The organism is Polaromonas sp. (genome assembly GCF_036676035.1).
Classification (GTDB): domain Bacteria; phylum Pseudomonadota; class Gammaproteobacteria; order Burkholderiales; family Burkholderiaceae_C; genus Polaromonas.
On record NZ_JAKFDR010000101.1, the window covers coordinates 1 to 11,978 of the forward strand.

11 protein-coding genes and 1 pseudogene are annotated in these 11,978 nt (G+C 65.1%); 6 read left to right on the forward strand and 6 right to left on the reverse strand.

The features are described from left to right. Positions 1 to 405 precede the first annotated feature (405 nt). A pseudogene (locus V6M61_RS15375) lies at positions 406 to 684 on the forward strand (IS21 family transposase); the annotation flags it as partial. 258 nt (positions 685 to 942) lie between these two features. Continuing rightward, entirely contained in the window at positions 943 to 1,095 is a 153-nt protein-coding gene (locus tag V6M61_RS15380) for a hypothetical protein (protein ID WP_332777459.1), read from the forward strand. 818 nt (positions 1,096 to 1,913) lie between these two features. Here the strand turns inward: V6M61_RS15380 and V6M61_RS15385 are convergent. The 6 genes from V6M61_RS15385 to V6M61_RS15410 form a co-directional block, all read right to left on the reverse strand. Further along, positions 1,914 to 3,095: a M20 aminoacylase family protein gene (locus V6M61_RS15385; protein ID WP_332777460.1), complete on the reverse strand. Its 1,182-nt coding sequence runs from the start codon at positions 3,093 to 3,095 to the stop codon at positions 1,914 to 1,916. Beyond that, positions 3,089 to 3,460, reverse strand: a complete 372-nt coding sequence (locus V6M61_RS15390) for an AraC family transcriptional regulator (RefSeq protein ID WP_332777461.1) — start codon at positions 3,458 to 3,460, stop codon at positions 3,089 to 3,091. The genes V6M61_RS15385 and V6M61_RS15390 overlap by 7 nt, the downstream gene beginning before the upstream one ends. A gap of 112 nt (positions 3,461 to 3,572) precedes the next feature. Next, positions 3,573 to 4,076, reverse strand: coding sequence for an Lrp/AsnC family transcriptional regulator (locus tag V6M61_RS15395; RefSeq protein ID WP_332777462.1), 504 nt, complete (start codon positions 4,074 to 4,076; stop codon positions 3,573 to 3,575). A gap of 43 nt (positions 4,077 to 4,119) precedes the next feature. After that, a complete protein-coding gene (locus V6M61_RS15400; protein ID WP_332777463.1) occupies positions 4,120 to 5,520 on the reverse strand; it encodes an aspartate aminotransferase family protein in 1,401 nt (466 codons plus the stop codon). A gap of 169 nt (positions 5,521 to 5,689) precedes the next feature. Further along, positions 5,690 to 6,616, reverse strand: coding sequence for a 2-hydroxyacid dehydrogenase (locus V6M61_RS15405; protein ID WP_332777464.1), 927 nt, complete (start codon positions 6,614 to 6,616; stop codon positions 5,690 to 5,692). A gap of 222 nt (positions 6,617 to 6,838) precedes the next feature. After that, entirely contained in the window at positions 6,839 to 7,738 is a 900-nt protein-coding gene (locus V6M61_RS15410; RefSeq protein WP_332777465.1) for a GNAT family N-acetyltransferase, read from the reverse strand. Between the two features lie 388 nt (positions 7,739 to 8,126). On the opposite strand from V6M61_RS15410, the gene V6M61_RS15415 reads away from it, so the two are divergent. The 4 genes from V6M61_RS15415 to V6M61_RS15430 form a co-directional block, all read left to right on the forward strand. After that, positions 8,127 to 8,795, forward strand: a complete 669-nt coding sequence (locus V6M61_RS15415; protein WP_332777466.1) for a haloacid dehalogenase type II — start codon at positions 8,127 to 8,129, stop codon at positions 8,793 to 8,795. A gap of 55 nt (positions 8,796 to 8,850) precedes the next feature. Continuing rightward, entirely contained in the window at positions 8,851 to 9,210 is a 360-nt protein-coding gene (locus tag V6M61_RS15420; RefSeq protein ID WP_332752452.1) for a cupin domain-containing protein, read from the forward strand. Between the two features lie 26 nt (positions 9,211 to 9,236). Beyond that, positions 9,237 to 10,520 carry an NAD(P)/FAD-dependent oxidoreductase gene (locus V6M61_RS15425; RefSeq protein ID WP_332777468.1) on the forward strand — a complete coding sequence of 428 codons (1,284 nt, stop codon included), beginning with the start codon at positions 9,237 to 9,239 and terminating at the stop codon, positions 10,518 to 10,520. A 25-nt stretch (positions 10,521 to 10,545) separates the two neighbouring features. Then, the coding region (locus V6M61_RS15430) for an ABC transporter substrate-binding protein (protein ID WP_332777467.1) at positions 10,546 to 11,978 on the forward strand (1,433 nt) is incomplete at its 3' end.

Here is an 11,978-nt window from a genome sequence, read left to right on the forward strand (position 1 = left end):
GTGGAGATAGGTCGCCACCGTTTCGGTGGCCCAAAGAGTTGGGGCCGCGTTAGCGACCCCGTTTAGCCGCTTTGAGCGGCTCACAAAATTGAAAGCCCCCGGCTTTGCCGGGGGATGGTTACTCTGGACGCTTCTGAATAAGGGAACCCACGAAGAGCCGGACAGGGACGACTTCGATCTGCAGCACGTCGAGACAGTACTCAGAGTTTTGGGCGAGATCGATCGACTCGAAATGCGCCGAAACCGGTAACGCACAGCACGGACCGGACGACTGGCTTTTTTCAGCTTCGATCCTCTATTGTTGAATTCCGTCGAAATCTGATCCACTTATCGCAGTAATTTCCATCCAAAACTGACCCACGTAGGCACTACTCTGCTTGTTTTAAAAGCAGAGGGAAATTAGGAGTGATAGACGTGGCGACATTGAATGTCATCAGGCGATGGGCATTACGGGATCAGATGTCCATCCGCGAGATCTCAAGGCGTACAGGCCTGGCTCGCAACACAATAAAGAAGCACCTGCGGTCGGAAGAGAGCGAGCCCAAGTACCCGAGGCGGGTCAGCTCCAGCAAGCTCGATCCCTACGCCGAGAAGCTGGCCATCTGGCTAGGAATCGAGGCAACGAAATCGCGGAAACAGCGGCGCACTTTGAGGCAGATCCACACAGACTCAGCCCAAAAAGGAGAAAACCAAGAACTTATCCACATCGTGAGCACCTTCTGCTCACAAAGAGTGTGGGTCAAAATTCGATGGAAAACTCGGGTCAGACTTCAGTGCAATTCAACATTTGCTAAACGTCGATGGAGCCGCAACGGCGTCTCTTAGTAGTTACCCCCTCCTACAGTTATGCAGCGTTTTCGCGCGTATGCTTCCACAAATGTTGAAAAAGGCTGGTGAAACAACCAACCTTTTCGCCGCCCGAAAACAAACCAGGAAACCACCATGACTGCATCCATGCTTGGTACCGCGGATTTTGATCGAGACGTTCGCCAACATATTTCTCAGGTTCGCTGGCTTGAAGCCGCGCCCTCAATAAAAACGTTTTTCTTGAACTTGGCCGTCGCCACGATGGGGCCGCCAACCCTGTTTCTTTGAAGTGGCGTGCTTCGCCTGGCCCACTGGCGACTGGTGAGAAAAATAGATCGCCTGGAGTCGTCGATCCGGTGGTTCAACGAAAACTGTGACGATTTTTATGAACGGGTCTGCCGAGGATCCTCTATTCCCGATCAAAGATTTATCGATGCAGTTCGGCGTGGCCGCGCGCAAAACCGGCACCTGATGAACGTTTGCAATAAAAACCGCGACGATATGAAGCTGCTCAATGCTTCACCTCAAATCGTAATTGCCTTCGAAAACCTGGCCAGCATGGCCAATGGTATGGACGGTGCATTGCCGCCGAACGCCGCGTCCGCATGCGTAAACGATTGCTCGAAAGCGCCATCATCGTGTTTGCGCAAAAAGGGGTCGGCGCTAGCGTCATTCCGGAGGTCGTGGCGGCCACCGAGGTCTCGTAAGGTTCGTTCTACAACTACTTCTCCACCAATGAGGAACTGCTGGCAGCCGTCGGCGAGGAACTCAGCAATGAGATGGTGCAACTGGGCATCGCCTCACGCTTCGTAGGCTGGAGGCTGGCATACACGAGCGACCACCAGAACCTTGGGAGGGCTCCAAGTACTGAATTTGCGCTGCGGATCCTGATTTCAGGATATTTCGGAACGTTGTCTTTCTCCAAAGGGCGTGCAGGGAGTACTTCTGCTGACAAAGGGTGTGGGTCAAGATTCGATGGAGAACTCGGGTCAGACTTCAGCACAATTCAACAGAGAGGGGGATGCTGAAAGAGATGCCGATTTGATGGCCAGTTCGACGATGCTTGAGTGTGTGCCTACGGCTTTAATTGCTGGGAATAGCGCAGATCAGCTTGCGAGCGCGATGCAAGCCACCTGAACCAGCCACACGATGCCCAGTGGCAGAACTTCGTCGTTAAAGTCATAGCTGGGGTGGTGCAAGGGCGGCGTGGCGTCTTCGCGCTGCGAGCTCGCGCCCTGGCCCAGCCAGAGGTAGGCGCCGGGCCTGGCCTGGAGCATGAAGGCGAAGTCCTCGGACGTGAACGCCGCTGCGGGCGCCATCGAGGCCTTCAGCCCCGCGGCTTCGGCGGCGCGCAAGGCAAGCGCCGCTCCCTGCGGCGTGTTCACGGTGGCAGGATAGTAGCGTACGTACTCCACTTCGATCCCGGTGCCTGTCGCCTGGGCCACGCCTTGCGCGATCTGCCGGATGGCTGCTTCGATGGTGTCCTGCACGTCCGCATCAAAACTGCGCACCGTGCCCGTGAGTTCGACGGCCGAGGGAAGCACGTTGTGCGACTGGCCGCCGCTGATGCGCGTTACCGAGAGCACCGCGTTCTCGGTGGGCGGAATCCGGCGCGAAGTGATGGTGTGCAGCTGCGAGACCAGTTCGCTCGCGGCGAGCACCGCGTCGGGCGTGCGGTGCGGCTGCGCCGCATGGCCGCCTCGGCCGCGGACCACGATGTCGAAGCGATCCGCCGCCGCCATGATGGCACCCGGCCGCGTCTGGGCCGTGCCGGCAGGCAGGTCCGGCCAGTTGTGCAGGGCGTAAACCGCATCGCAGGGGAAGCGGTCAAAGAGCCCTTCCTGAACCATCGCGCGAGCACCGCCCCGGCCTTCCTCGGCCGGCTGGAAAATGAAGTTGACGGTCCCGTCAAAGTGGCGCGTGCGCGCCAGGTGGCGTGCCGCGCCCAGCAGCATGGCGGTATGCCCGTCGTGCCCGCACCCGTGGTGGATGCCGGGGAAGCGGCTGACGTGGGGCCTCTCGCCTTGCTCAAGGATGGGCAGCGCGTCCATGTCGGCGCGCAAGCCCACGCTGCGCCTTCCGGTGCCGGCGCGCAGCACGCCGACAACACCCGTGCCGCCGATGCCTTCATGCACCTCCAGCCCCAGCTCGCGCAGGGCCGAGGCGACGATGCCGGCTGTCCGATGCTCCTTGAACGCAAGCTCCGGATGCGCGTGCAAGTCATGCCGCAGCGCGACCAGATCGGGCACCAGGTCCGCAATCTCCGCCGTCATTGGAAGGCTTAGCATGCCGTCTGCGGCTGGCCGGCGGCCATGAAGTACTGCCCGGGCGTCATGCCGAACACGGTCTTGAAGTGCCGCGAGAGATGGCTTTGGTCATAGAAGCCCGCCTCGCTGGCCGCGCTGGCGACCGGCATCCCCTGCCGGATCAGGGCTTGTGCGCGTGCCAGGCGGAGCCGGCAAATGTAGCGATGTGGGGCAACACCCACCTGCTGGCGAAATACGGTGGCGAAGCGCCATATACTGAGCCCGGCGAGATCGGCCAGCTCCGACAGCGTCAGCGCCTGGTTGAGGTTCTCGTTGATGTGCCGCAGCACACGCTGGATCGCTGCGGCCGAGCGGGCAGGCGCCGGGATGCGGGGAGGAGGGTTCATGCTGCAAGCGTAGGCCAGCCCCACCGGAGATGGCACCGGAAACGGGCGCCGGCGCAGCAGCAAATGTCGAATCGGGTCGGGCTGCAGCAAAAGCTGCGGCGCCGGAACTCGCTCAAGCGTGCGGCTGCATCAGCTGCTCGATCGGGTAGTAGTTCTTGACGAACGGTGTTTTGATCACGATGTAGCTGAAGTACTTTTCGATGCCGATGTTGGCCTCCAGCAAGCCCTCGATGATCTCCTGGTAGTGGTTCACACCGCGTGTGACGAACTTCAGCAGGTAATCGTAGCCGCCGCTGACCAGGTGGCACTCCACGATCTCGTCGATCGGGCGGATGCTCATCTCGAACTTGACGAAGTCCTCGCGCCTGTGGTCCTGAAGCGTGACCTCGGTGAACACCAGCAGCGTGTCGCCCAGCTTCTCCAGCCGGATCTGCGCGCCATAGCCGGCGATATAGCCGGCTTGCTCCAGCCGCTTCACGCGCACCAGGCAGGGGCTGGGGGACAGGCCGACGGCGTCGGCGATCTCGACGTTCGAGGCGCGCCCGTTTTTTTGCAGGTGGCACAGGATTCGCAGGTCGAGGCGGTCAAGCTTGGGGTTGCCAGTGGAGGTATTCATCGTTAACCCCTTTTAAGCAAGTTTCACGCCCAAGTCAATCAGGTCAAGCCAGGGTGCGCCGCACTTCGGGCTGGTCGAGCACGGTGTCCAGGGTGCGGTTCAGCCGCTCGAACATCTGCTCGAACTCCGAGGGCGTGAAGCACAAGGCCGGCGCGAAACCCAGGATGCTGTCGCCGAAAGCGCGGAAGACCAAGCCGTTCTCGTAAGCCGCTTTGGCGATGCGGTCGGGCAGTTGCAGCGCGGGGTCGAAGCTGGCCTTGGTGTATTTGTCGCTCACCAGCTCCAGCGCGCCCAGTAGCCCGCGAGAGCGCGCGTCGCCCACCAGCGGATGGCGCAGCATGGACCGCAATCCCGCTTCGAAGTGGGATGCGACGCGCTGGCCGTTGGCGAGGATGCCGCCCTCTTCGTAGAGCCGGATGACTTCCAGCGCCACGGCGGCGCTCACCGGGTGCGCGGAGTAGGTGGCGCCGTGGCCTACCAGGGCACCGGCCGGCGTGCCGTCGGCAATGCCGGCGTACACGCGCTCAGACATGAGGAGCGCGCCCATGGGCGCATAGCCGGAGGTCAGCCCCTTGGCGACCGTCATCAGGTCCGGCGACACGCCCTCGGCGTCGCAGGCGAACATCGGGCCGGTGCGACCGAAGCCGGTGATCACCTCGTCGGCCACGAACAGGATATCCAGCTCACGGCAGGCTTGGTGCATGGCCTTGAGCCAGCCCGCGGGCGGCACGATCACACCGCCCGAGCCCTGGATCGGTTCGCAGAAGAAGGCCGCGACGTTCTCCGCGCCCAGCGTGTTCACCTTCTCGCGCAACGCGGCCACCGAAGCCGCGATCACCGCTTGCGGATCACCACCCACGGGGCTGCGGTAGGGGTAAGGCGAGGGAATGTAGTGTTGCTCGGGGCGCGGCAGGTCGAATCCGCGATGGAAGGTGGGCAAGGCCGTCAGGCCGGCGCCGGTGGAGGATGAGCCGTGGTAGCCGCGTTCCAGCGCGATGAAGTGCTTCTTGCGCGGCCGGCCCGTGGCGTTGTAGTACTGCACGATGAGGCGCACGGCCGCATCAATCGCCTCGGAGCCGCCCAGCGTCAGGTACACGTGCTCCAGCCCGGGCGGCGCGATCTCCACGAGCTTGGCGGCCAGGCGGATGGCCGGTTCGCTTGCGTAGCTGAAATAACCCGTCGCATAGGGCAGCTCGCGCATTTGGCGCGCGGCGGCTTCCACGACGCTTTCGTGGCCGTAGCCGATATTGACGCACCACAGGCCTGCGAAGGCATCGAGCAGTTCGCGGCCGTCGGCGTCGCGCAGCCAGGCGCCCTTGCCGGAGCGCAGCACCGTGGCGCCGCGTTGCTCATGGTCGCGCCAGTTGGCCACAGGGTGGATCAGGTGCGCGCGGTCGAGCGCCACGAGCGAAGAATCAAGTGAAAGGGTTTTGGTGGACATCATGGGGACAAGCTTAGGCGAGAGTGCGCAGCGGGTGCTGCGGCTTGTCCCCCTTGCGCGCGCACGACCATGCTGTTGTTCGCACGCGTACGGTAGAAGATTCTGCGGTTCTTGATGCCGGTGCGGGGGTGACGCAATCCGTGGCCCCCCGGCCAAGCCCGGGATGGCGGGCTCAGTACCCGCGCGAGCGGTCCACCACGCCTTCGAGCGGCAGGCCGACCTCGTATCGCCGCAGGTTGTCCAGCAGCGCTTCGGCCGCGGTCCCGGCCTGGGTTGCGCTCGCAATGTGGGGCGTGAGCCAGATGCGCGGATGGTCCCAGAACGGGTGGCCTTGCGCAGGCGGCTCCGGCTCGCAGACATCCAGGACCGCGGCCGAGAGCCGCTTGCTTTCCAGCGCGGCGAGCAGGTCCGCTTCCACCAGGTGGCCGCCGCGCGCGGCGTTGACCAGGCAGGCGCCTTCCGGCAGCGCGTCAAACACGCGGCGGCCGAGAATGCCGCGTGTTTCGGGCGTGAGCGGCAGCAGGCATACCAGGATGTCGGTGCGGGCCAGGAACTCGTCCAGCTCCGCCTCGCCGCTGTAGCAGCGTACGCCCGGCTCGTTGCGCCTCGAGCGATTCCAGCCGGCGCAGTCAAAGCCGAGCAGCCGCAACTGCGCGAGCGCCGCGCGCCCCAGCATGCCCATGCCCATCACGCCCACGCGCCGCGTGGAGGCCGGCCGCACAGGGTGCTCCTTCCATTGGCCGAGGCCTTGCTGCCGCAGGTACAGCGGCATCTCCCGGTGCAGCGACAGCACGGCCCAGCTGACGTATTCGCACATGCAGGCGGTCAGGCCCGGCTCCACCATCCTGACCACGGTGAGCCCGGCCGGCAGCGCCGCGAAATCGAACTGGTCCACCCCGGCCCCCACCGAGAACAGGACCTCCAGGTTGGGAAGGGCCTCGGCGATGCGCGGCGGAGGCTCCCAGGCCGCAAGGAAGCGCACTTGCGCCGGGTCCCCGATCTCGGGCCAGGTCCAAAACGGCAACTGCGGCATCCTGCGCGCGAACTCCCCGGCCCACACGGCCCCCCGCTGCGCGGGGCCTTTGTACAAAAACGCCATGTCAGTTTTTCATGCAACTCGGCAGTACCCGCGATCTATGAACGCGAATGGCCAAAGCGAGGGCGAGCGCGGAACCGGCTTTGCCGGGCCGCAGCTTGCGCCCCCTTGAGGGGGCTGAGCAACCGCGGCTCCAGGCCTGCCTGCGCAGGCCTGGACGGCTGCGAAGAGCCACTGCCTCTGGCAGTGGCACCACGCCGAAGGCGCTTCGGGGGTGGGCTTTCATTAGCCCATGGCTTGATTGACGAGCGCCCAGCCGCCGACTGCCGGTCCGCGCTCCAGCGGCCCGCCGCGCACCATGGTTGTGACCGTACCCACCCGGGGCAGGCCCTGGGCCTCCAGCCATTCGGGCAACCCGCTGGCGGCGTCGACGTCGATGCGCAGGAACTTGCCGGCGTAGCGGCTGCACCAGTGGCCGATAAGCGCCTGTGCGCTCGCGAGGTCGGGCGCCACTACAGGGCCGATGGCGTGGCCCCGCCCGAAGCGCCGCGCGATGGAGAACCCCACGGCCTCGCCGCCACGTGCCAGCACCACCGTCTCGCCTTCGGCCAGCAGCTGGCGCAGCATCGCTTCGCGCGGCATGCCGGCGGCCCGCGCATCGAGTGCGACCAGCGTTTTCGCGTCGTTGCGTCCCAATGGGCGCAGCCGTTCGCCCTGCGGCAACGCCACCAGCTGGGCGGGGACCGCCAGGTTCTGGTGTTGCCGGACCTCGCCCATGATGGCAAAGCCCATCCGCTCGTACAAACCGCGGCCTTCTGGTGTGGCGTGCAGCAGCACGATGCGATCCTCCAGCCCCGCCATCACCGCATGCATGAGGTGCTGGCCCACGCGCTGCCCCTGCAGGCGAGGGGAAACCACCACCAGGCCCACCGTCGCGCACTGCTTGCCCCAGGCCCAATGCAAGGCCGTGCCGACCAGTTCACCGTCGCGCACCGCGGCCACGCCCTGGCCGTGCGCGAGGCCGAACTGCCAGTCCTCCAGGCGATGCGGCCATTGGAACTCGCGCGACAGCGCCTGCGCCGCTTCCAGGTCATCCTCCTTCAAGCGCCGTATCGAGACACCGTCGGGCAGCGGGCGGCCCACTGCCGCAAGCGCAGCCTGTGGAGTGAGAACGTGGTCGGACATAGGGCTTTCCTTTAAAACGTCAATGGCGGTTTGGGGAAGATGATGCTCGGCGCAAGGGCCCGCGGCTTGTACGATCTTGGCGCCGGCCACGGCCGGGCGAAGAACGGCACAAAGCGCCTGGAGCCCGCGGTACTCCGGATGAATGCTGCGTTCGCGCCGCGCAGAACCGCAACAACTGCGGCGGATGCTGCCTAGGATTGCTCCTATTGAACCACCGCGACAACAGGAAGCTTACCGATGTCCGTCGACTGCCACCCACTATCCCTGCCTGCCGGCCGTTTCCCCTGCGTCGCCCGGCGGTGGAGGCCGGGCTGCGCCGCGGGCGTGCGCTGAGGGACTTCCCGGCCGCCTGAACCCTTTTTTCACCCCACCACCAATGAGGCAAATCATGATCTTCCGACCCAAATACATCACTTTCGACTGCTACGGCACGCTGACCTACTTCCGCATGCACGAATTGGCCTACGCCATCGTGGGAGAGCAGCTGTCGCCCGAGCGCATGCAGCAGTTCATCAAGGATTTCAGCGCCTTGCGGCTGGATGAGGCGATGGGCGACTGGAAGCCCTACGACCAGGTACTCAAGTCCTCGTGGGCGCGCGTCTGCAAGCGCCACGGGGTCACCTACCGCGAGGAGGACGGGCAGAAGTTCTACGACGCCGTGCCCACCTGGGGCCCGCACACCGATGTGCCGCATGCGCTCACGCGCGTGGGCAACAAGATCCCGCTGGTGATCCTGTCCAATGCCATGAACGAGCAGATCGACTCCAATGTCCGCAAGCTGGAAGCGCCCTTCCACAAGGTGTACACGGCGCAGGATGCCGGCGCCTACAAGCCGCGCCTGCAGGCCTTCGAATACATGCTGGACCAGCTGGGCTGCTCGCCGGACGACATCCTGCACGTCTCCTCCAGCCCGCGCTACGACCTGATGTCGGCCCACGACATGGGCATCAAGAACAAGGTGTTCGTCAACCGCGGCCACGAGCCCAAGCCCAGCGAGTTCTACACCCACGTGGAGATCCGCGACATCAACGGGCTGCCGGCGCTGGTCGGCCTGTAATCCGGCGCGCGCCTGACTTCCCGCCTTCATTCAATTGCAAAAGGACCCGATACAAATGAGCAACCTCACTTTCTTCAAACTTGACGACCTCGGTCCCGGTCGCGAGGGCGCCCCCTTGCCCGAGCGCCTGATCGCCGGCGATCCGCGCTTCATGAACTGGGACGTGGAACAGACGGCCGACGGCAAGCTGCGCACCGGCGTGTGGGAAGTCACGCCCGGCACGATCCGCTCGATCAAGGGCGGCGTCTGGGAGTACTGCCACATCCTCTCCGGCGTGTCGGAGTTGATCGAAGACGGCAAGGAACCCATCCGCATCCAGGCCGGCGACAACTTCGTCATGAAGCCGGACTACGTCGGCCAGTGGCGCTGCATTGAGACGACGCGCAAGATCTGGATCATCTACGGCAGCGCATGAGCGCGGCCTCGCATCCCTCACGCACCATGAAGCTCGAATCGTTCTGGACTGATACCACGGCTGCGTTCGAAGGCCAGACCGATGCCTTGCCCGCCAAGGCCGACGTGGTGGTCGTCGGCGGCGGCTTCACCGGCCTGTCGGCGGCCCGTACCCTGGCCATGCGCGGTGCCCACGTGGTGGTGCTGGAGGCGTCGGCCGTTGCGGCCGAAGCCTCCGGGCGCAACGGCGGCCATGTGAACAACGGCCTTGCCGTGGACTACGCTACCGTCGCGGCCCGCGTGGGCGTCGAGCGAGCGGCCGCTTGGTACCGCGCCTACGATGACGCGGTGGATACGGTCGAGCGCATCGTGCGCGAGGAGGCGATCCCCTGCGATTTCCATCGCCGCGGCAAGCTCAAGCTGGCCTCGAGGCCAGCGCACTACGAGCAGCTGGCGCGGAGTTTTGAACGGCTGCGCCGCGAGGCCGACCCGCAGGTCGAGCTGGTGCCGCCGCAGCGCATCCACGAGGAGATCGGCTGCGATCGTTTCGCGGGCGGCCTGCTGTTCAAGAAGAGTGCCCAGATGCACATGGGCCAATTCGGCCGCGGCTTGGCCGAGGCCGCGGCGCGGCGCGGCGCGCAGATCTACGACCATACGCAGGTGCAGAGGCTGCAGCGCTTGCACGGCCATGCGTACCGCGTGCACACGCCGCGCGGCTCCATCGACGCCGGCCAGGTGCTGTTGGCCACCGGTGCGACGCGCCACGGCGCGTTCTCCAGTTTCTCCTTCTGGCGGCGCCGCATCGTGCCGATCGGCAGCTTCATCATCGTGACCGAGCCGCTCGATGCCTTCGTGGCGCAAGCGCTCTTGCCGCGGCAGCGCACCTACACCACCACGGACACCCTGCACAACTACTTTCGCCTCACGCCGGACAACCGCCTGGTGTTCGGCGGGCGCGCGCGCTTTGCGCTGTCCAGCCCGCGCTCGGATGCCAGGAGCGGCCAGGTGCTGCGCGAGCAGCTGGTAGCGATGTTCCCGCAACTGCGCGACCTGCGCATAGCCTACTGCTGGGGCGGCACCGTCGACATGACGCAGGACCGGCTGCCGCATGCCGGCGAAACCGACGGCTTGTACTACTCCATGGGCTACAGCGGCCACGGCACGCAGATGTCGGTGCACATGGGCGAGTGCATGGCCCGGGTGATGGCCGGCGACGTGGCGGCCAACCCCTGGCGCAACAACCCCTGGCCCGCCATCCCGGGCCATTTCGGCACCCCCTGGTTCCTGCCCGCCGTGGGCCTGTACTACCAGATCAAAAACAAATTCGCCTGACTTTTTTCCACCGAGGAGACACACAATGACAAAACAACAGCAGATAAGCAGCCTGATCGGGCCCGAGGAGAGCCGCCGCATCATGGGCGAACTGCAGCGCGGCGCCAGCCGGCGCGACGTGCTGGCCATGCTGACGGCCGGCGGCATGCAGGCCGCGCTGGCGGGCAGCCTGGCCTCGACGGTGGCCGTGGCGCAGGCGGCGGCCCCGCGCAAGGGCGGGCGCATCAAGGTAGCCGGGGCGACCGCCGCGCTCAGCGACACGCTGGACCCGGCCAAATGCTCCAACCACACGGACTACATCCGCGGCTGCATGTTCTACAACGGGCTGACCTCGCTTGACGGCAGCCTGACGCCCCAGCCTGCGCTGGCCGAGGAGTTCAGCACCAAGGACGCCAGGACCTGGGTGTTCAAGCTGCGCCAGGGCGTGACCTTTCACGACGGCAAGCCGTTCACTTCCGCCGACGTGGTGTTTTCCATCATGCGCCACAAGGATCCGTCAACGGGCTCCAAGGCCAAGGTGCTGGCCGAGCAGATCGAAGAGGTGAAGGCCACCGGCCCGCACGAAGTGACCATCCGCCTCGCGGCACCCAACGCCGACCTGCCGGCCATTCTGGGCACCTGGCACTTCCATATCCTGCGCGACGGCGTCACCGACGTGAACGCGCACATGGCGGGCATCGGCACCGGCCCCTACAGGCTCAAGGATTTCAAGCCGGGTGTGCGCTCGGTGGCCGTGCGCAACGACAACTACTGGAAGCCCAACCGCCCCTACCTGGACGAGATCGAGTATGTGGGCATCGGCGACGAGGCGGCGCGCGTCAACGCGCTCTTGACCGGCGAGATCGACCTGACCATGGCCATCAACCCGCGCTCGGTGGACCGCATCAAGGGCAGCGCCAAGCACGCGATCTTTGAGACCAAGGCCGGCCTCTACACCGATCTGATCATGCGCCGCGACAGCATACCCGGCAGCAACCCGGACTTTGTGCTGGCGATGAAGCACCTGTTCAACCGCGAGCAGATGGTCAAGTCCATCCTGCTGGGCTACGGCGAGGTGGCCAACGACCATCCCATCCACCCCAGCGACCGCTTTTTCTTCAAGGGGCTCAAGCAGCGGCCCTACGACCCCGAGAAGGCCAAGTGGCACGTGCAGAAGGCCAACCTCGGCAGCGCAGCCATCCCGGTAGTGGTCTCGCCCGCGGCCGCCAATTCGGCGGAGATGGCGCTGGTGGTGCAGCACGCCGCGCGCCAGATCGGCCTGAATCTGGACGTGCGCCGCATGCCGGCGGACGGGTATTGGTCGCAGCACTGGATGAAGCATCCGGTGGGCTTCGGCAACATCAACCCGCGGCCGTCGGCCGATTTGCTGCTCACGCAGTTCTTCAAGTCCGACGCGCCGTGGAACGAGGCGGGCTGGAAGAACCCGAAATTCGACCAGCTGCTGCTGGCCGCGCGGGC

What these genes read in the sequence shown, in the direction of transcription:
- V6M61_RS15380 (WP_332777459.1), top strand. Translation starts at nt 943, where the DNA reads ATGACTGCATCCATGCTTGGTACCGCGGATTTTGATCGAGACGTTCGC.
- V6M61_RS15400 (WP_332777463.1), bottom strand. Translation starts at nt 5,520, where the DNA reads ATGATGTCCACCAAAACCCTTTCACTTGATTCTTCGCTCGTGGCGCTC.
- V6M61_RS15395 (WP_332777462.1), bottom strand. Translation starts at nt 4,076, where the DNA reads ATGAATACCTCCACTGGCAACCCCAAGCTTGACCGCCTCGACCTGCGA.
- V6M61_RS15425 (WP_332777468.1), top strand. Translation starts at nt 9,237, where the DNA reads ATGAAGCTCGAATCGTTCTGGACTGATACCACGGCTGCGTTCGAAGGC.
- V6M61_RS15410 (WP_332777465.1), bottom strand. Translation starts at nt 7,738, where the DNA reads ATGTCCGACCACGTTCTCACTCCACAGGCTGCGCTTGCGGCAGTGGGC.
- V6M61_RS15415 (WP_332777466.1), top strand. Translation starts at nt 8,127, where the DNA reads ATGATCTTCCGACCCAAATACATCACTTTCGACTGCTACGGCACGCTG.
- V6M61_RS15420 (WP_332752452.1), top strand. Translation starts at nt 8,851, where the DNA reads ATGAGCAACCTCACTTTCTTCAAACTTGACGACCTCGGTCCCGGTCGC.
- V6M61_RS15385 (WP_332777460.1), bottom strand. Translation starts at nt 3,095, where the DNA reads ATGCTAAGCCTTCCAATGACGGCGGAGATTGCGGACCTGGTGCCCGAT.
- V6M61_RS15390 (WP_332777461.1), bottom strand. Translation starts at nt 3,460, where the DNA reads ATGAACCCTCCTCCCCGCATCCCGGCGCCTGCCCGCTCGGCCGCAGCG.
- V6M61_RS15405 (WP_332777464.1), bottom strand. Translation starts at nt 6,616, where the DNA reads ATGGCGTTTTTGTACAAAGGCCCCGCGCAGCGGGGGGCCGTGTGGGCC.